Below are 19,540 nucleotides of genomic sequence, written 5' to 3'. Positions count from 1 at the left end.
CATCGCAACTATCGAACCGGAGCGGAGACACAATAACGACTACATCCGCGGGCGTCTCGACATCTCCGGGCATTCATGCCGTCCAGAACGACGGCTCCGCCGGCTCGAGCCGTCCGCCGAGCCGCACCGGCGCGATTCGGAGCGCGAGCCCCGTCGCGTCGTCGGTCTCGACCGCAACGCCGCTCAAGGTGGCGACGCCATTGGCCGGCTCGAACCGGGCGCTCGAAATGCCCGTGGTGAAGCGGCGCAGCGGCTCATCCCTCTGCATTCCGATCACGGAGTCATAATCGCCGGTCATGCCGGCATCGCTCATATAGGCGGTGCCGCCGGAAAGGATGCGATGATCCGCCGTCGGCACATGGGTATGCGTTCCCACCACAAGACTGACGCGGCCGTCGCAGAAGAAACCCATGCTTTGCTTTTCGCTGGTCGCTTCGCCGTGGAAATCCACGACGATCGCGTCCGCCGCCTCGCGCAGCGGACAGGCATCTAACTCACGATCGATAGCGCGGAAGGGATCGTTGTACGGCTCCATGAAGATGCGCGCCATGGCATTGATGACAAGCGCGCGGCGGCCATCCTTGGTGTCGATCAGCATTGCGCCGCGTCCCGGCGTATGACGCGGGAAATTCAGCGGACGAATGAGCCGCGGCGCCCGCTCGATGAATACCAGCGCCTCTTTCTGATTCCATGCGTGATTGCCGAGGGTGACAGCGTCGGCACCGGCGTCGAGAAATTCCTGGTAGATCGTCTCCGTGATACCGAAACCGCCGGCCGCATTCTCGCCGTTGACGACGACAAGATCGAGCTTCCATGCAGCAATGATCGCTGGCAGGTGTTCGTTGACCGCGGTGCGCCCGGTCTTGCCGACGACGTCGCCGATAAAAAGAATCCGCAACCTTATAAACTCCGGAAATCGAACAGATCGGTTTCGGTTAGCACATAATCGAGCCGGACGTCGTGGGGCAGTGCCGGCACCTGCGGTATCTCCTGCACCGTAAAAGCAAGACCGATCGCGACAAGGGTCTTATGTCGCCGCAGAGCCTCAAGCGTACGGTCGTAATAGCCGGCGCCATAGCCGATACGATGGCCGGCGCGGTCGAACGCGACGAGCGGAACCAGCACGATATCCGGGACGACCTCGGCCGCAGTGGCGGACGGCTCGAAAATCCCGAACGCGCCGGGCACCAGCGTCTCACCTTGCTTCCACGCACGGAACGCCAGCGCTGCGTCAGGCCGTGAGATCGCCGGCATCGCAAGCGCCGCGCCCTGCCTGGCAAGGCTCTGCATCAGCGGCACGGGATCAATCTCGCTGCGAATCGGCGCGTAGCCGGCGACGACTGTTGATGAGTTTATATCGAGGGGCGGCATCCGTGCCGCAATCGCGACCGCCGCACCGGCGCGCTGCTCCGGGTCCAACGCATCGCGACGGGCAAGTGCGGCGGTGCGCAATTCGTCCTTGGGTGGAGCGTCAGAGGAAATCGACATGCAGAATGTTTATAGCTTTTTTTAGCATAGGGAGGACCGGTTCGTTCGACGAAAGCGTCAAACCAAAAATCACGGAGCCTAGCTTCTGATCCCGTCAGAAGCAGAGTCGCTCATCGTCATCATCAATCCAGTAACAGTTCAAAGCGAGCGACATGAAACTAGAAACCCGGCAATGCAGACAAGTTTACACAGTCTGCGACTGCCATTTTACACAGTCTGCGACTGCCGTGGCGGGCAAAACAATCGAATAGCGCAAAGGGTAAAGTGCGAAGCCGCAATCGCCGTTGGAGCGCTCGATCCCGGAGTTCCCTACGAAAGTAGGTGGGCACCATATGTCCGGGTCCACGGACCCGGCCAGGGACAGTTCCCTTAAGGATCGATAAGGCCCCGGGGATGTGTGGCTCCTGACGCGCGATGCAGCCTCGCATTGCGGAATGTATCTACGATGAGCAGCGAGCGCCAGTGCGACACGCTATCGGGCACGAACTTTCATGGTTGCTGTCTAGAAACGCGCGCACCTCGACCAGATCAGTGTTGAAGCGAGACACTTCCAATATCGCAAACCGATCCAGATTCAGGATAACTCAGGCTCCGCCCACTGCATATGTGCGTGCGCGTTCCATTGGGCAGGCATCTCATGATTGCCATCAGTAAAGGCCTGTCATTCGATTGCTTACCCGATGGCGATGCCGCCGCCGACGGTGCGGTTTAACATCTGCGTGGTCTTCTCGATGCGGTGGGCCGCCATGTTCAACGCGGCGACAACCGCTGTCTGCGTAGCGCGTGCGCGCTCGGCGGCCGCAGCGCGCACATCGCGCAATGCCTTGAGCTCTTCCTCCAGCGCCCGGATGCGCTGTTGCGCATCCAGCAGTTCGTCGGAGGTTACCAGCGCTGCCATGACCTCGAGCCGCTGGTCGCCGATCTCGCCGAACTTGCCGCGCAATTGGCCGATACGGCTTTCCAGATCGTCTGCAAGCTTCAGCAGCCGGTCTTCCTGGCCATCCTCGCAGGCCATCCGGTACTGGCGGCTATTGATGGTTACGTTGACGTGGCTCATGGCTTCTCTCCCGCCGCCTCGAGCACGGACTTGATAGTGCCGATCGCCGCGTCGAGCTTTTCGGCGATCTCGCGATTGGTGCGCTCGAGCTTGCGGGTGCGCACCAGCGATCCGTCGAGCTCATCCGCAAGGCGCGAACGATCTGCACCCAAAGCCTGAATACGGCTCGCTAGCTCGTCCTCATTGCGGTCGGCATCGCGCCGTCGCTCCACCGCTCTCTCCAGCGCATCAAGCGCGGCCGTCAGCCGCCGAGTTGCAGCGTCGACATCGGTTCCGCCACTATTGGCCGGTTCAGCACTGCCGGAACGATTGGCCGGTTGGTCGTTCATGTTCGTCCTGCGCGCCTTTGGGCCAACTGCCGGCCAGACTACAAAGGTGCGGCTCGGCAAGCCCTTAGAGACCGAAATTTACGTGGCGGACGAGGCCAACGCAACGTCGCTGCAAAACTATGCACCGCAAAACATTCTCGCCCTAAGGAGGGCCTCCCGCCCCTTGGACTCCGCCGACGCAGGTGCTATGCCCCCGGCAAGCTAGTTTTTACCCCCTTGGACACCATCGGATTCCCATGCAAACCGTCAGCCCACCTCCCTATCAGGATCGGATATCTCCCATGCCGACCGTCGATTCCTCCCGTATGGCAAATGCAATCCGCGCGCTCGCGATGGATGGTGTAGAAAAAGCAAAATCGGGCCATCCCGGCCTGCCGATGGGCATGGCCGACGTCGCCACGGTGCTGTTCACCAAGTTCCTGAAATACGACGCCGCCGATCCGCACTGGCCGGACCGCGACCGCTTCATCCTCTCCGCCGGCCACGGTTCGATGCTGCTTTATGCGTTGTTGTACCTGACGGGCAACAAGGACATGACGCTTGATCAGCTCAAGAATTTCCGGCAGCTCAACTCCAAGACGCCGGGCCATCCCGAGAACTTCATCACCGACGGCGTCGAAACCACCACCGGCCCGCTCGGCCAGGGCGTCGCCACCTCGGTCGGCTTCGCGCTGGCGGAGCGCCTGCTGGCCGCGGAGTTCAGCAGTGAAGTGGTCGACCACTACACCTATGTGCTGTGCTCCGACGGCGATCTGATGGAAGGCATCAGCCATGAGGCGATCGCGCTGGCTGGTCACCTCAAGCTCAACAAGCTGATTTTCCTTTATGATGATAACGGCATCACCATTGACGGCCCGATCTCGCTGGCCGACGACGTCGATCAGGTGGCGCGTTTCAAGGCGTGCGGCTGGGACGCAAAACGGATCGACGGCCACGATCAGAAGGCAATCGCCGCCGCAATCCGCCGGGCGCAAAAATCCGACAAACCGTCGCTGATCGCCTGCAAGACCATTATCGGTTTCGGCGCCCCCACCAGGGCCGGCACGTCCAAGGCGCACGGCGAAGCGCTCGGCGCGGAAGAACTCGCAGGCGCGAAGAAAGCCCTCGACTGGGATTACGGTCCCTTCGAAATTCCCGACGATGTCCTCAAGGTCTGGCGAAGCGCTGGACGCAAGGGCAAGCGGCACAACAAGGAGTGGCGCGCGCGGTTCGCAGCCCGGCCAGAGGCGGAGCGAAGCGAATTCAAGCGTCGCGTCATTGACCGCAAGCCGTCTCAAAATCTCGACGAAGTGATTCGCAAGCTCAAGGACAAACTGGTCGCCGAGCCGCCGACGGTCGCCACCCGCAAGGCCAGCGAATTGGCGCTCGAGGTGCTGGTTCCGGCGGTTCCGGAACTGCTGCTCGGCTCCGCCGATCTCACGCCGTCCAACAACACCCGCACCAAGGGTCTAAAGGAAGTGCAGCCTGGCCACTACGATGGCCGCTATATCCACTACGGCATCCGCGAGCTCGGCATGGCCGCGGCCATGAACGGCATCGCACTGCATGGCGGATACGCGCCGGCCGGCGGCACCTTCATGTGCTTCACCGACTATGCTCGCCCGGCGATGCGTGTTTCGGCGCTGGCGCATATTCCCACAATCTACATCATGACCCACGACTCGATCGGACTTGGCGAGGATGGCCCGACCCATCAGCCAGTCGAGCATCTGGCAAGCTTGCGCGCGATGCCAAACATGCGCGTGTTCCGCCCCGCTGATGCGGTCGAGACCGCCGAGTGTTGGCAGCTCGCTCTGGAGCGACCGAAGGGACCGACGGTTCTGGCGCTGTCCCGTCAGAACCTCACGCCGGTGCGCAAGACCGCGCATGCGGACAATCGCTGCGCGCACGGTGCCTATGAACTGGTCGCGGCCAATGGCGAGGCGAAGGTGTCGATTTTCGCGACCGGATCCGAAGTTGAGATCGCCGTCGCCGCACAACAGCAACTGTCCCAGCGCGGCATCGCGTCGCGGGTGGTTTCGGTGCCCTCGCTGGAGCTATTGCTCGAGCAGCCCGAGGATCGCCGGCAAGCCATTATTGGCAAGGCGCCTGTCAAGATTGCCGTGGAAGCGGCTGTGCGCTTCGGGTGGGACGCTGTAATCGGGGCTGACGGCCTTTTCGTCGGCATGCACGGTTTCGGTCACAGCGCTCCAGCCAAGGACCTCTACAAGCATTTCGGCATTACCGCCGAAGCTGTGGTCAAGGCGGTGGAAACGCGCCTTGGTTGAGGTTGAGATTGCCTCAATATCAAAAAGGCGCTAGCTAAAAACCGTGGAATGGATTTGGCCATTCGCTGCTCGGCCAATTATGGGCCCTGGATGCGAATGGAGAATCCAAAGTTCCGCTGGCAACTTGCATTTGCTGGCGGTCCCTGTGATTTCAACATTCGGAAAGATGCTCGCTGAAATGGGCATTCGAATGTTAAAATCGGACCGCTAGACATTACCAATGGTCGTGGCCTGGCAGAACCGGGCGAAAAGGCGTTGACGCTGCGCGCGCAAATTGTGGTTGCGCGCAGGGAACGTCACCCATTTGAAGGAGAATGAAGATATGGCAGTCCGGGTCGCAATCAACGGGTTTGGCCGCATTGGCCGCAATGTTTTGCGCGCCGTCTACGAGGCCGGCCGCGACGAAATCGAGATCGTCGCCATCAACGATCTCGGCCCGGTGGAAACCAACGCGCACCTGTTGCGCTTCGACTCGGTGCACGGCCGCTTCCCTTTCGAGGTGAAGGTCGAAGGCGACAGCATCGTGATCGGCAAGAAAAAGATCAAGGTGATCGCCGAGCGTGACCCATCGAAACTGCCCTGGAAGGAACTCGGCATCGACATCGCGATGGAGTGCACAGGCCTCTTCACCGCGAAAGAAAAAGCCTCCGCACATCTCACTGCCGGCGCCAAGCGCGTGTTGGTATCGGCTCCGGCCGAAGGCGCCGACATGACCGTGGTCTACGGCGTCAACCACGACAAGCTGACGAAGGACCATCTGGTCGTTTCGAACGGTTCCTGCACCACCAACTGTCTCGCTCCCGTGGCGAAGGTCCTCAACGATCTGGTCGGCATCGAAACCGGGTTCATGACCACGATCCACGCCTACACCGGCGACCAGCCGACGCTCGACACCATGCACAAGGACCTCTATCGCGGCCGCGCCGCAGCTCTCTCGATGGTCCCGACCTCGACCGGCGCCGCCAAGGCGATCGGCCTGGTGTTGCCCGAGTTGAAGGGCAAGCTCGACGGCGTCGCGATCCGCGTGCCGACGCCAAACGTCTCGGTGGTCGATCTCAAGGTGATCGCCAAGAAGGAGACCACAGCGAAGGACATCAACGAGGCGATGAAGCGGGCTGCATCACAGGAGCTGAAGGGCATCCTCGGCACCACGGACCAGCCCAATGTCTCGAGCGACTTCAACCACGATTCGCACTCCTCGACGCTCCATATCGACCAGACCAAAGTGCAGAACGGCACGCTGGTGCGCGTGTTGTCGTGGTACGACAACGAATGGGGCTTCTCCAACCGCATGACCGACACCGCCGTAGCAATGGCGAAGCTGATCTGAGACCACGTGTCCGGGCGCATCGCGGCGCACGCGCCGCGATGCGCCCGGCGCCATTCAATACCGCAACTTTTCCTGCGTGGCGGTCCCGGTTTGCGGCGCACCGTTGACGCGGCACCGTGTTCGGGACATCCAGACCATGACAAATTCCTTCCGCACTCTTGATGACGTTGACGTTAGAGGAAAGCGCGTCCTGCTGCGCGTCGACCTCAACGTCCCCATGGAGCAGGGGCGCGTTACCGACACCACGCGGTTGGAACGGGTGGCGCCGACGATCACGGAAATAGCGGACAAGGGCGGCAAAGCGATCCTGCTGGCGCATTTCGGCCGGCCCAAGGGTCCCGATCCCAAAAACTCGTTGCGGCCGGTCGCGGCGGAACTTGCCAAAGTACTCAGCAAACCGGTCGCGTTCGCCGATGACTGCGTCGGCGAGCCGGCGCAACAGGCGATCGCCGCGATGAAGGATGGCGACATCCTTTGCCTGGAAAATACCCGATTCCACAAGGAAGAGGAAAAGAACGATCCGGCGTTCGTCGCCGAACTCGCCAAGCTCGGCGATATCTGGGTCAACGACGCCTTCTCAGCCGCGCATCGCGCCCACGTCTCGACCGAGGGTCTCGGCCATAAGCTGCCGGGTTATGCCGGACGCACCATGCAGGCCGAGCTTGAAGCGCTCAACAAAGCGCTCGAAGCACCGACCAAACCCGTCATCGCCGTGATCGGCGGCGCAAAGGTCTCGACCAAAATCGACCTCCTGGAAAACCTCGTCAGCAAGGTCGATGCGCTGGTGATCGGCGGCGGCATGGCCAACACCTTCCTGCACGCGCAGGGCATCAACATCGGCAAATCGCTGGCGGAAAAAGATCTCGCGGCGACCGCGCTTCGCATTATGGAAAAGGCCGAAGCCGCCAACTGCGCCATCATCCTGCCGGTGGATGCGACCGTGGCATTCCATTTCGCCGCCAACGCGCCGTCCCAAGCCTACGGGCTCGACGCTATTCCTGCGGAGGGGATGATTCTCGATGTTGGACCGCAGTCGGTGGAGCGCGTTCATTCGGCCATCGACGACGCCGCAACGCTGGTCTGGAACGGCCCGCTCGGCGCGTTCGAACTGACCCCTTTCGATCACGGCACCGTCGTCGCGGCAAAACACGCGGCAGCCCGCACCAAGACTGGAAAGCTGGTGTCGGTCGCCGGGGGCGGCGATACGGTCGCGGCGTTGAACCAGGCTGGTGTAGCCGGTGACTTCACCTATGTTTCAACGGCCGGCGGCGCATTCCTGGAGTGGATGGAAGGCAAGCCGCTGCCCGGCGTTGAGGTGCTAAGGGCAAAATGACGCTGCTCCTCGCGGCAAAATGAGTTGCGGTGTCAGAAAACCGCAACTCTCATGCCTGCATGATCCTCAAGTTCCGACCCTATCGGAGGTCGGATGAGGTATGCAGGAGGAGCCGCTGATGAATCTCGCTGACCTCAACGAAGTGGCGCAGGCCATGGTCGCGCCGGGCAAGGGCATTCTCGCCGCCGACGAATCGTCTCCCACCATCACCAAACGGTTCAACGCCATCGGCGTGGCATCCACCGATGAAAACCGGCGCGACTATCGCGAGATGATGTTCCGCGCCACCGACGCCATGACGAAATACATCTCCGGCGTTATCCTTTATGACGAAACGATCTGGCAGAACGCGAAGGACGGCACGCCGCTGATCAAGCTGATCGAGCAGGCCGGCGCCATTCCCGGCATCAAGGTCGACGAAGGAACGCAACCCTTACCCGCATGTCCCGGCGAACTCGTGACCGTCGGACTGGACCGGCTCGCGGAGCGGCTGAGAAAATACTACGCTCAGGGCGCACGCTTCGCGAAATGGCGCGCGGTGATCGACATCAACACGGCAGATCGTATCCCGAGTATGACGGCGATCGGCGTCAATGCTCATGCCTTGGGGCGCTACGCCGCGCTGTGCCAAGCTGCCCAAATCGTACCTATCGTCGAACCGGAAGTGTTGATGGACGGCGATCACGACATCGATCGCTGCTTTGAGGTCACGACGCGCGTACTTAACGTGACATTCCAGGAATTGCGCAAGCAGCGCGTCGCGCTGGAAGGTATGATTTTGAAGCCAAATATGGCGGTCCCGGGCAAAAAGAGCGGGAAAAATGTATCGGTCGAAGAGGTCGCGGAAAGGACGGTGCGCATGCTGAAGGCCTGCGTGCCGGCCGCCGTCCCCGGTATCGCGTTCCTGTCCGGCGGACAGTCCGACGAGGAGGCCACAGCCCATCTCGATGCCATGAATCGGATAGACAACCTGCCGTGGAGGCTCACCTTCTCCTACGGCCGTGCGTTACAGGCGGCGCCGCAGAAGGCGTGGTCCGGCAAGTCCGAGAACGTCGCAGCCGGGCAACGGGCGCTCATTCACCGGGCGCGGATGAATTCGCTCGCAAGCAAAGGAGAGTGGAGAGCCGACCTCGAGGAGAAAGCTGCGTGAGGGATTGCCGCCCAACCGCCTGTCCATGATTTGCCCTTGCGATGCGACGCCGCAACTGTTTTTGAGGGTCGATGCCTGGATCACGGGCGCGGAGAAGGTGCTGCGCCCTGATATCGCGATGATTTTGGATCAGATCGATCCGAATGATGAACGTGATCTACCAGCAGGTCGAACGCCGCTAAAACTTTCCCCTGCTGCTCACGCTAAACTCGACGAAAATGTCCTGACATTGAGCCCCTCACTTTCACCTGTCCGGCTACCCGAGGCCCTCCGATGCTCGCGAAATCAGCCCCCCTCCGGCCCGCGCCGCGTCTTTATCTGGCAACGCCGGAGATCGACGATCCGGCAAGGATCATGACGCCACTGGCCGATGCGCTGGCGTCCGCGGATGTCGCCGCAGTGCTGATGCGGCTCGCGCCCTCCGATCCACGCACAATGATGTCGCGCATCAAGGTTCTCGCGCCGTTGATCCAGAATAGCGGCGCTGCGCTTTTGCTCGATGGTCACGCCGATCTGGTCGCGCGGTCCGGCGCCGACGGCGCACATCTTACCGGTATCGAGGCGCTGCAGGAGGCAATGCCGCCACTGAAGCCCGACCGCATCGTCGGCGTTGGCGGCCTGTCGACACGCCATGACGCCATGGTCGCTGGCGAGACCGGCGCCGACTACGTGCTGTTCGGCGAGCCGGATAAGACCGGTGATCGGCCGTCCGCGGAAGCGATTGCTGATCGGCTGGCATGGTGGGCCGAACTGTTCGAGCCGCCCTGCGTCGCCCACGCCGCGAACCTCAATGGAGCACAGATTTTCGCAGCATCGGGTGCGGATTTCGTGCTGGTCGACGACATCGTCTGGAACGACCCCCGCGGCGCGGCGCTGGCGCTCACGGATGTCGCAACCGCAATCTGCCAAGGTTACGGATCGCAAGGAACCGCGCAACGTGCGGACCATCCTAGTGGGGACGCCGGATGACCTTCCTGCGTCCTGCTGCCATCGTCGCCAGCATTCTCATGCTCGGGGAAAGCGCCCTGGCGCAGCTCCAGTCAGCGCCGGCGGCCGACCCGCCATCCGCCAGCAAGAACGTGAAGACGAAGACCATCAAATCGGTCCCGCCAATGCCACCCGCCAGACCCGAACCGGACAACAAGGCGAGCGCGCAAGCCCCTGACGACCCGAATGCGGATCTGGTCTACGGTGCCTATCAGCGCGGCCTCTACAAGACCGCGTTTGATCTCGCATTGAAACAGGCACAGGAAAACAAGGCTCCCGCCGCCATGACCATGCTCGGCGAGCTCTACGCCAATGGGCTCGGGGTCAAGCGCGACTACGGCAAGGCAATCGAGTGGCACCAGCGCGCGGCCGATCTGGGGGATCGCGAAGCAATGTTCGCGCTCGCGATGCTTCGCATCAGCGGACGCGGCGGACCACCCGACAGGGCGAGCGCCGTGAAATGGCTGGCTTCGTCCGCCAAGCTAGGCCAGCCCAAGGCCGCCTATAACCTTGCGCTTCTCTACATGGACGGACAAACGCTGCCGCAGGATTTCAAGCGCGCCGCCGAACTGCTGCGATCCGCGGCCGACGCCGGCACCCCGGAGGCGCAATATGCGCTGGCGACCTTCTACAAGGAGGGCAACGGCCTCGAAAAGAATCTCTACAAGTCAGTGCGGCTGTTGCAGGCGGCCTCGCTCGCAGGCAACGTCGATGCCGAAGTCGAGTATGCGATCGCGCTGTTCAACGGCAGCGGCACCGAGAAGAACGAGGCCGCCGCGGTATCGCTGCTGCGCAAAGCCGCTAGGCAAAACAGCGCGATCGCTCAAAATCGCCTAGCCCGGGTTCTCGTCACGGACATGGGCGTGCCAACAAACAAGATCGAAGGCCTGAAATGGCACATCGTGGCGAAGACCGCCGGCAAGGGCGATCTGATGCTCGACGAAGCGATGGCGCAGGCAACGCCCGAAGAACGCGCCAAGGCGGAGAGCGCCGCCCGCAAATGGCTCGGAGTCCAATGAACCGCTTGACGGGAACCTTCCCGCAGGGCACCCAGACCTCATCATCCACCCGAGCTCAATCATGCTGCAATCCGCTCTCATGAACGTCATGGTCAAGGCTGCGCGCCGCGCCGGCCGGAGCCTGAAACGCGATCTCGGCGAGATCGAGAATCTTCAGGTGTCACTGAAGGGACCTGCGAACTTCGTGAGTCTTGCGGACAAGCGCGCGGAGGACATCCTGTATGAGGAGCTCAGCAAGGCACGTCCCGGCTACGGCTTTTTCGGCGAAGAAGGCGGCAACCGCGAGGGCACGGACAAGAGCCACACCTGGATCGTCGATCCGCTCGACGGCACCACCAACTTCCTGCATGGCATTCCGCATTTCGGGGTCTCGATCGGCCTGCAGCGTGACGGCGTGCTGATTGCCGGCCTCGTTTACAATCCCGCCAATGACGAGCTCTACACAGCGGAGCGCGGCAAGGGTGCCTTTCTCAACGATCAGCGGCTGCGCGTGTCGGGGCGCCGCCAGATGAACGACTGCGTTATCGCCTGCGGCCTGCCGCATATCGGACGCGGTGACCATGAATTGTCGCGACGGGAGATGGCCGCCCTGCAGCCGAAGGTGGCGGGCCTGCGGCGCTTCGGCGCGGCCTCGCTCGATCTCGTCTTTGTCGCGGCGGGACGCATCGACGGCTACTGGGAACGCAACCTGCAGCCGTGGGATATTGCGGGCGGACAGATCATCGTGCGCGAGGCCGGCGGCATCGTCAGCGGCATCCAGGGCGATGACGATCCGCTCGCGACCGGCGATGTGATCTGCGGCAACGAGTTCGTCCACGCCGAACTGGTGAAAATCCTCAAGCCGCTGGGATAGCGGCCCAGGCCAATGAAGGCGTTTGCTCGACGCAAAGCGATTCTGACACCCACGCTGCGAAAACTGAAGTCAGCGAGGACAATGGTCATGACTGACGATTGTTAGCGCGACGACGGAAATATCTCACGCATACCGCACCGGCCCAGGATCGTTAACCGCTGCCGCGACGCACGGAAACTCCGCCGGTTATTCCGCTGGATGCAGCGGTGCCGGCGGCCCGTGGATTTCCGGCTCGCCCACCGGTTCCAATCCGCTCTTGTCCCGCCCGATTACGCGCATCACAACGACGAAAAACACCGGCACCATCGAGAGCGCCAGCACTACCACCGCGATCATGCCGCCCATCACGCTGGTGCCTAGCGCCTGCTGGCTCGCTCCGCCTGCACCGCTTGCAACGACCATCGGCAGCACGCCGGAGACGAATGCAAGGCCGGTCATCAAAATCGGGCGAAAGCGCAGCGCGCACGCCTCCATCGTGGCTTCGATGAGCGGCTTGCCCTGCGCGCGCAAATCCTTGGCGAATTCGACGATGAGGATAGCGTCCTTGGCCGCCAGGCCGATGATGGTGACGAGTCCGACGGTGAAATAGACGTCGTTGGCAAGCCCGCGCGTCGTTGCCGCCAGCACCGCGCCGCAGATCCCGAGCGGCACAGTCAGCAACACTGCCAGCGGAATGGTCCAGCTTTCATAAAGCGCAGCCAGGCAGAGGAACACCACTAGCGCCGAGAGCGCGAGCAGGAACGGCGCCTGTGACCCCGACAACTTTTCCTGCAACGACTGACCGGTCCATTCATAGCCGAAGCCGCGCGGCAGGCGATCGGCCAGCCGTTCCATCTCGGCGATCGCATCGCCGGAAGTGAAGCCAGCCCTCGCCTCTCCGGTGATGCGCATTGACGGATAGTAGTTGAAGCCGACGACCTGTGTCGGCCCCTTCGACCATTCGATCGAGGCGAACGACGAAAACGGAACCAGCCCCCCACTGCTGTTCTTGACGTTGTAGTTGAGGATGTCGTGCGCCGTGGTGCGACCGTCGCGATCCGATTGCACGATCACGCGCTGCATTCGCCCGCGATTGGGGAAGTCGTTGACATAGGTCGAGCCGAGATTGGTCGACATGGTATCGTTGATGTCCTCGAACGTAACTCCCAGGGCGCTGGCCTTCTCGCGATCGATCGTGAGATTGACCTGTCCCGCGGACGGCAAACCCTCGACATAGACATTCTGCAGGATCGGACTGGCATTGGCCTCGGCGATCAGCTGAGCGGTCGCCTGCAACAACGCCGGGTAGCCTTTTTGGCCGCGATCCTGCAAACGGAAGCTGAAACCCGAGGAATTGCCCAGGTTGTCGATCGGCGGCGGCTGCAGCGCGGTGATCTTGGCGTCGCGCAGCGATAACAGATCGCGATTGGCGTCAGCGACGATATTGGCGGCTGAATCTTTCTCAGGACGCTCCGACCAGTCCTTCAAGGTGATAAACGCCTGCGCCGTGTTCATACCCTGCCCCGAATAGGCAAACCCGGTCAGGAACGTGACATCTTGAATCCCCGGCCGTTTGGCCAGGTATCTCTCGACCGCTTCCACAGCCGTTTCGGTGCGCCCGTGGGACGAATCCGCCGGCGTCTGCACGTCGGTCGTGATGAAGCCCTGATCGTCCACCGGCAGAAAGCCGGCAGGCAATCGAACGAAAGCCCAGACGAGAGCACCGACCAGAACGGCGTAAATCAACATCAGGCGTCCGGTTCGCCTCACCGACCAGCCGACGGTCGAGACATAGCGGCCACGCACGCCCTCCAGCGTGCGATTGAACCAGCCGAACAAGCCTTCGCGGGCGTGGGCGTGTCCGGCCTCTACGGGCTTGAGCAGCGTGGCGCACAGCGCCGGCGACAGCGACAGCGCCATCAGAGCAGAGAAAGCGATCGCGGAAACCACCGTGACGGAGAACTGCCTGTAGATGATGCCGACAGAGCCCGGAAAGAACGCCATCGGCACGAATACCGCCATCAGCACCAGCGTGATGCCGATGATAGCGCTCGTGATCTGCGACATCGCCTTGCGCGTTGCTTCCTTGGGCGGCAGTCCCTCCTCCGCCATGATGCGCTCGACATTCTCCACCACGACGATGGCGTCGTCGACCAGAATGCCGATCGCCAGCACCATGCCGAACATTGTCAGCATGTTGATGGAATAGCCGGCGATTAGCAGCACCGAACAGGTGCCGAGCAGCGCTACCGGCACCACGATGGTCGGGATGATCGTGTAACGGATGTTCTGCAGGAACAGAAACATCACGAGAAACACCAGCACCACCGCCTCGATCAGCGTATGCACGACCTTTTCGATCGAGGCTTCCACCACGGGCGTGATGTCGTAAGGGATACCGTAGGCGATATTCGCCGGAAAGAACTTCGAAAGTTCCTTCATCTTGGCTTCCACCGCGCTCGCGGTGGCAAGCGCGTTAGCGCCCGGCGCGAGCAGCACCGAAAGACCCGCGGTCGGCTTGCCGTTGAGGCGGGTGGTGAATCGGTAATCCATGCCGCCGACCTCGACCCGCGCCACGTCGCGCAGGCGCACCGTGGAGCCGTCGCGGTTGGCGCGCAGCAAAATAGAACCGAATTCCTCGGGCGTGGTGAGTTGCCCCTTTACCAGCACCAGCGCCGCAGTTTTCTGCCCATCGCGGCTCGGCGGTCCACCGACACTGCCCGAAGCCACCTGCGCGTTCTGCGCCGCAATCGCCTTGGTGACGTCTTCCGACGTCAGATCGTAGCCAACGAGCTTTTCTGGATCGAGCCAGACGCGCAACGAGCGTTCGGTGGAGAACAGTGTGGCCCGGCCGACGCCGGGAATACGCCGGATTTCCCCGATGATGTTACGGGTCATGAAGTCGCCGAGGCCGACCTCATCCAGACTGCCGTCTGTCGAACGCAGCGTGATGATCTGTAACACCGCGCTCGAGGCTTCCTGGACCAGGATGCCTTCCTTCAGCACGGCCGCGGGCAGGCGAGCCTCGATGCGCTTGATGCGATTCTGCACGTCCACCGACGCGAGAGCCGTGGAGGTGCCGGGAACAAAGAACGCGGTGATCTCAACCTGCCCCAGAGAATCACTGGTGGATTCGAAATTGAGGATGCCCGTCGCGCCGTTGAGCTGTTCCTCGATCAGGCGCGTGACGCTGTTATAAAGGTTCTCCGGCGAGGCGCCGGGATACACGGTCGCGACCGAGATCGAAGGCGGCGCGATGATCGGATACTGCGCGATGCCCAGGAATGGAATCGAAATCGTACCGATCAAACAGATGAACAGCGCGACGACCCACGCGAAGATCGGCCGGTCGATGAAGAAAGCCGGCATGCGTTACCGCCGCGCGGACGCTGTCTCGCCCGCCAGCGCTCCGGTCTCCCGCGAAGCATCGGCTTCCGCCCACGTCACGGCGCTGACCTTGTCGCCCACCGTGAACTTCTGGAAGCCCTCCACCACAACACGGTCGCCCGCCTTCAGCCCGTGGCTCACCATGGAGTGGCCATGTTGGACGGCAGCCGTCCGGATCGGACGCACGATGACGCGACCGTCGTCTCTGACGATATAGACCTCGCTGCCGCCGCTGGCATCGCGCTGCACCGCTTGCTGAGGAACGGCGATGGCGTCGCTGTCGACGCCCTGCTCCAAAAGCACGCGAACGTACATGCCTGGCAGCAACTCGCGCTTCGGATTCGTAAATTCGCCGCGCAGCGTCACCTGGCCGGTCGAGGCATCGACCTTAGCTTCAGAAAACAGGAACTTTCCGGGCACCGGGTAGAGCGTTCCATCGTCCAGCACGAGGCGGACCTTTGCAGCGCCCGGTGCGATGCGCTCCAGTTCACCTGTCTCGAATGCACGACGCAGAATATTTAGCTCCGACACTGACTGCGTGAAGTCGGCATAAATCGTGTCGAGTTGCTGCACAGTCGCAAGGCTCGCCGCATCATTCTGAATAACAAGCGCGCCCTCGGTCACCTGAGCCGCGCCGACCACGCCGTCGATCGGCGCGCGAATGGTGGTGTAGTCAAGATGGAGCCGAGCTCGCGCCAAGTCAGCCTTGCGCCCAGCGACATCCGCCGCTGCCTGACGCATGTTGGCAATCGCCCTCTCGTTTTCAGCCTCCGAGGTGGCATGGCGGGCGGTCAGTTTCTCGATACGCCTCGCATGATGCGATGCCTGTTCGAATACGGCATTAGCCTTTGCCAACGACGCCTCCGCGGCTTGTACTTCGACCGCGAAAGGCTCCGGATCGATCTGATACAGCGAGGCGCCCGCCTTCACTTCGCTGCCCTGCTGGAACAGCCGCTTGGTAATAATGCCGGAAACCCGTGGGCGCACTTCTGCAACCCGTAACGGCGAGATGCGGCCCGGCAGTTCGCGAACGATCGCATGCGGTTTCGGAACCACCGTGACCACGCTGACTTCGGGGATAACCGCTTTCACCGAAGCTTCGGCCGTAGCGGGCTCATCACAGCCGCCAAGGAGCGGCGACAATCCGGCGAGCACAATAGCCACCAACGTCAGACGTAAATTGAATCTTGGCATTGGAACTTGGAAACCTCATATCCGCAAAATGAAATACGAATCCGCTGTCCGCGAAGCGCTATGCTTCGCAGCCTAATGCGCGAATCCGTATCAATATCCCCTGAAGCAGGTTAGACGAGAACGACTGCGACGCAATACGATTCGTTGGCGGCGCAATGTCACATGACACTATCGATTTGAGATCGCTCCGATTTCTCGGATTCAAACAGTCGTGATCAGGTTCCATTCGAATTGAACGAAAATGGTAACGCGCCTTTCGGCACGAGACCGACGAGCCGCGAGGTAACGAAGGCCATCTCATCGAGTCGGGTCGGTCCGCACAGGTGAAACCGCGACCTGCCTCTAAGCCTCACAGTAGTCAGCACGAAGTTTTCGACACAAAAGAAACGCAACGATTGAAAGCTCTTGGTGCTGCAAAACAGCGACGACAAAATAGTTGGAAGAGCTATTTTTTGCCGGCGACACCGTGCCATAATGCGGCTTGTCTCGACTTCCTCGCCTCTCCTTGATGGGTTAAGCAAGTTCGCTCATGGCGCAAGGCACCGCTCCCCGCTCCGCACCGGAGATCGAACCGACCAAGCTGGCGCCGCCCCGGATATTTCTGGTCCGCATGGTCGTTTTCATTGTGCTGTGCGCGCTGGTACTGATCGTTCTTTACAAGCAGACCGTTTCCGCCTTCTTCGCCAACCCCAGTCTCAACGCGCTGATCGTAGGCGTGCTGACGATCGGAATCGTTTTTGCATTCCGGCAAGTGATCCGACTTTATCCGGAAATCGCGTGGGTCAACAATTTCCGCGTCGCCAATCCGGGCCGGACCACTGACCGGAGGCCGCGACTGCTGGCTCCGATGGCCGCGATTCTCGGCGGCGAACGCACCGGGCGAGTGTCGATCTCCCAGCAGACGATGCGGCACCTGCTCGATTCCATCGCCACCCGGCTCGACGAAGCTCGCGACATCTCCCGCTACATGATGGGTCTGTTGGTCTTCCTGGGCCTGCTCGGCACGTTCTGGGGCTTGATCGAAACTGTCGGCTCCGTCGGCAAGGTGATAGACGGCCTGAAGATCGGCGGCGACACCGGGTCCATGTTCGAGACGCTGAAAGAAGGTCTCGCTGCGCCGCTCGGCGGCATGGGCATTTCGTTTTCGTCGTCGCTGTTCGGTCTCGCCGGATCGCTAATTCTCGGCTTTCTCGATCTGCAATCCAGTCAAGCGCAGAACCGCTTTTATACCGACCTTGAGGACTGGCTCGCTACCACCGTTCGCGAATATAGCGGCGAGACCCGGGCCGACCCCACCGCCGAAATAAAAGCTGCGATTGAGCGGCTTCGCGTCACCGTCGAGAAGACGGGATCCGGCCATGAGACTACCTCCGCAATGGCGAGCCTTGCAGAAGCCATTCAGGGGCTCGTCAGCCATATGCGGACCGAACAGCAGTTGGTTCGCGAATGGGCGGACGAACAGGGCGAACAAAACCGCGAGATCAAAAAGCTGCTTCAGTACCTTGCACAACCGCCGGATGACGACCATCTGACCGTCCCGTTTACCCCGACCGCCGCTTCGCGGCCGGCGCCTTCCTCCGCAGAGGGAGGGGCACAATCTTAAGAGAAACATCATGGCCCTAGCACGCGGGCGCCGGAACGAGAGCGGATTCAACTACTGGCCGGGATTCGTTGATGCCCTCTCGACGCTGGTGCTCGCGATCGTTTTCCTGCTGTCTGTGTTTCTGGTGGTGCAGTTCTTCCTGTCGCAGGAAGTCTCGGGCAAGGACAAGGCGCTGGAGCAACTCAATGCCAGGATCGCTCAATTGACCGATCTGCTGTCGCTGGAAAAGCTCGGCAAGGTCAGCCTCGGCGACGAGGTCAGCCAGTTGCGTGCGGGTCTCGTATCGGCCGAAGCCGAGCGCGATCGGATCAAGGGACTTTATGAGGGCCTCGCTGGCGCGGGTAACGATGCCGCGGGCCGCAACAGCCAATTGAACAAGGCGCTGGATTCCGAAAAGCAGCTTTCGGCTCGCGCGCTGGCGCAGGTCGAGGTGCTGACACAACAGATCAGCGCGCTGCGCCGACAACTGGCGGCGCTGGAGAACGCACTCGACGTCTCCGAGAAAAAAGACAAAGAGTCGCAGAACCGCATCGCCGATCTCGGCCAGCGGCTGAACGTCGCGCTGGCAAAGCGAGTGCAGGAGCTGTCTCGCTACCGTTCGGAATTCTTCGGACGCTTGCGCGCCATTCTCGGCAACCGGCCGTATATTCGAATTGTGGGCGACCGTTTTGTTTTCCAGTCAGAGGTCTTTTTCGATACTGCGCAGGCGACGCTTCTGCCGGAAGGAAAATCCGAACTCGATAAGGTTGCCGGCGCGCTGACCGATCTCGACAAACAGATCCCGAGCGAGATCGCCTGGGTGCTGCGCGTGGACGGCCACACCGACGTCAGGCCCATCAACAGCCCGGTCTTCAAGTCGAACTGGGACTTGTCGGCGGCGCGCGCGATCTCGGTGGTGCAGTATCTGGTGTCGCTCGGCGTGCCGCCGCAACGTCTGGTCGCTGCGGGCTTCGGCGAGTTCCAGCCGCTCGATCCCGGCGCGACGGAAGACGCCTTCAAGCGCAACCGCCGTATCGAACTGAAGCTCACCGAGCGGTGATCCCGAAAGGTGGAACTCCGGTTGTCGGGGAAATCATGCCCAAACTAGAAACCGAGACGTTCAAACTCAGACCCTACGCGCCAGCCGACGAAGACGCCACGATCGCTTTGTGGCAGGCGACGTGGCAACAAACCTACCCCGCGATCGATTTCGCGGCGCGCGTGCCGTGGTGGCGCGAACGCTGGCGCAACGAGCTTGTACCCAACGCCGAAATCATTATTGCCGAACAATCCGGAAAGCTGGCAGGTTTCATCACCATCGATGCGGGCGGTTATCTCGATCAGCTCGTGGTCGACCCCGCGCATTGGGGCGGCGCCATCGCCGATACACTGATGAATGAGGCGAAACGGCTGTCGCCGGCGGGAATTACGCTGCTGGTCAACGCTGACAACATGCGCGCCATCCGCTTCTACGCGCGCAACGGATTCGTCCACGCAGGCGAGGAGGTGAATCCGACGTCGGGGCGGCTGGTCAACCGTATGGAATGGAAACCGTGAAGCCCGTATTGAATCGTCGTGGCGGGGC

The 19,540-nt window shown here is 61.7% G+C and carries 16 protein-coding genes and 1 other RNA gene; 10 read left to right on the top strand and 7 right to left on the bottom strand.

The features are described 5' to 3' along the window. Positions 1 to 73 precede the first annotated feature (73 nt). From ACZ5IL_RS05490 to ACZ5IL_RS05470, 5 genes are all read right to left on the bottom strand, one after another. Entirely contained in the window at positions 74 to 898 is an 825-nt protein-coding gene (locus tag ACZ5IL_RS05490) for a TIGR00282 family metallophosphoesterase (RefSeq protein ID WP_464595639.1), read from the bottom strand. A gap of 2 nt (positions 899 to 900) precedes the next feature. Further along, positions 901 to 1,488 carry a 5-formyltetrahydrofolate cyclo-ligase gene (locus ACZ5IL_RS05485; RefSeq protein WP_464595637.1) on the bottom strand — a complete coding sequence of 196 codons (588 nt, stop codon included), beginning with the start codon at positions 1,486 to 1,488 and terminating at the stop codon, positions 901 to 903. Between the two features lie 265 nt (positions 1,489 to 1,753). Continuing rightward, positions 1,754 to 1,914: non-coding RNA, 6S RNA (gene ssrS / locus ACZ5IL_RS05480), on the bottom strand. A 247-nt stretch (positions 1,915 to 2,161) separates the two neighbouring features. After that, positions 2,162 to 2,545, bottom strand: a complete 384-nt coding sequence (locus tag ACZ5IL_RS05475) for a cell division protein ZapA (protein WP_425906352.1) — start codon at positions 2,543 to 2,545, stop codon at positions 2,162 to 2,164. After that, a complete protein-coding gene (locus tag ACZ5IL_RS05470) occupies positions 2,542 to 2,874 on the bottom strand; it encodes a DUF4164 domain-containing protein (protein WP_464595636.1) in 333 nt (110 codons plus the stop codon). Before ACZ5IL_RS05470 ends, ACZ5IL_RS05475 begins: the two co-directional genes overlap by 4 nt. A gap of 281 nt (positions 2,875 to 3,155) precedes the next feature. Between ACZ5IL_RS05470 and tkt the strand changes: the two genes are divergently transcribed. From tkt to ACZ5IL_RS05435, 7 genes are all read left to right on the top strand, one after another. Beyond that, the gene (tkt, locus tag ACZ5IL_RS05465; RefSeq protein WP_464595634.1) at positions 3,156 to 5,141 is read left to right on the top strand and encodes a transketolase; all 1,986 of its coding nucleotides are present in this window, start codon (positions 3,156 to 3,158) and stop codon (positions 5,139 to 5,141) included. 322 nt (positions 5,142 to 5,463) lie between these two features. Continuing rightward, positions 5,464 to 6,471 (top strand): type I glyceraldehyde-3-phosphate dehydrogenase, encoded by a 1,008-nt coding sequence (gene gap, locus ACZ5IL_RS05460; RefSeq protein WP_464595633.1) that lies wholly within the window; start codon positions 5,464 to 5,466, stop codon positions 6,469 to 6,471. Positions 6,472 to 6,607: 136 nt separating this feature from the next. Beyond that, positions 6,608 to 7,804 (top strand): phosphoglycerate kinase, encoded by a 1,197-nt coding sequence (locus ACZ5IL_RS05455; RefSeq protein ID WP_464595631.1) that lies wholly within the window; start codon positions 6,608 to 6,610, stop codon positions 7,802 to 7,804. 118 nt (positions 7,805 to 7,922) lie between these two features. Next, positions 7,923 to 8,954, top strand: a complete 1,032-nt coding sequence (locus tag ACZ5IL_RS05450) for a class I fructose-bisphosphate aldolase (protein WP_464595629.1) — start codon at positions 7,923 to 7,925, stop codon at positions 8,952 to 8,954. Positions 8,955 to 9,227: 273 nt separating this feature from the next. Beyond that, complete coding sequence (locus tag ACZ5IL_RS05445) at positions 9,228 to 9,923, top strand: thiamine phosphate synthase (protein WP_464595628.1); 696 nt, start codon at positions 9,228 to 9,230, stop codon at positions 9,921 to 9,923. Then, positions 9,920 to 10,960 carry a tetratricopeptide repeat protein gene (locus ACZ5IL_RS05440; RefSeq protein WP_464595627.1) on the top strand — a complete coding sequence of 347 codons (1,041 nt, stop codon included), beginning with the start codon at positions 9,920 to 9,922 and terminating at the stop codon, positions 10,958 to 10,960. The genes ACZ5IL_RS05445 and ACZ5IL_RS05440 overlap by 4 nt, the downstream gene beginning before the upstream one ends. Positions 10,961 to 11,021: 61 nt before the next feature. Beyond that, entirely contained in the window at positions 11,022 to 11,813 is a 792-nt protein-coding gene (locus ACZ5IL_RS05435) for an inositol monophosphatase family protein (protein WP_079448123.1), read from the top strand. Between the two features lie 186 nt (positions 11,814 to 11,999). Here the strand turns inward: ACZ5IL_RS05435 and ACZ5IL_RS05430 are convergent, their stop codons facing one another. Together ACZ5IL_RS05430 and ACZ5IL_RS05425 are read right to left on the bottom strand one after the other, a co-directional pair. Then, positions 12,000 to 15,161 (bottom strand): multidrug efflux RND transporter permease subunit, encoded by a 3,162-nt coding sequence (locus ACZ5IL_RS05430; RefSeq protein ID WP_464595625.1) that lies wholly within the window; start codon positions 15,159 to 15,161, stop codon positions 12,000 to 12,002. Between the two features lie 3 nt (positions 15,162 to 15,164). Next, the gene (locus tag ACZ5IL_RS05425) at positions 15,165 to 16,373 is read right to left on the bottom strand and encodes an efflux RND transporter periplasmic adaptor subunit (protein ID WP_464595623.1); all 1,209 of its coding nucleotides are present in this window, start codon (positions 16,371 to 16,373) and stop codon (positions 15,165 to 15,167) included. A 529-nt stretch (positions 16,374 to 16,902) separates the two neighbouring features. Here ACZ5IL_RS05425 and ACZ5IL_RS05420 point away from each other — a divergent pair. From ACZ5IL_RS05420 to ACZ5IL_RS05410, 3 genes are read left to right on the top strand one after another with little or no spacing between them, the layout of a single operon-like run. Beyond that, entirely contained in the window at positions 16,903 to 17,976 is a 1,074-nt protein-coding gene (locus ACZ5IL_RS05420; protein ID WP_464595621.1) for a flagellar motor protein MotA, read from the top strand. Positions 17,977 to 17,986: 10 nt separating this feature from the next. After that, positions 17,987 to 19,015, top strand: coding sequence for a peptidoglycan -binding protein (locus ACZ5IL_RS05415; RefSeq protein ID WP_464595620.1), 1,029 nt, complete (start codon positions 17,987 to 17,989; stop codon positions 19,013 to 19,015). Positions 19,016 to 19,050: 35 nt separating this feature from the next. Then, positions 19,051 to 19,512, top strand: a complete 462-nt coding sequence (locus tag ACZ5IL_RS05410; RefSeq protein ID WP_464595619.1) for a GNAT family N-acetyltransferase — start codon at positions 19,051 to 19,053, stop codon at positions 19,510 to 19,512. Positions 19,513 to 19,540: the final 28 nt, after the last annotated feature.

It is taken from the genome of Nitrobacter sp. CN101, from assembly GCF_055390255.1.
The sequence above is the reverse complement of the archived record's forward strand: the minus strand, read 5'-3'. Positions and strand labels throughout refer to the sequence as shown.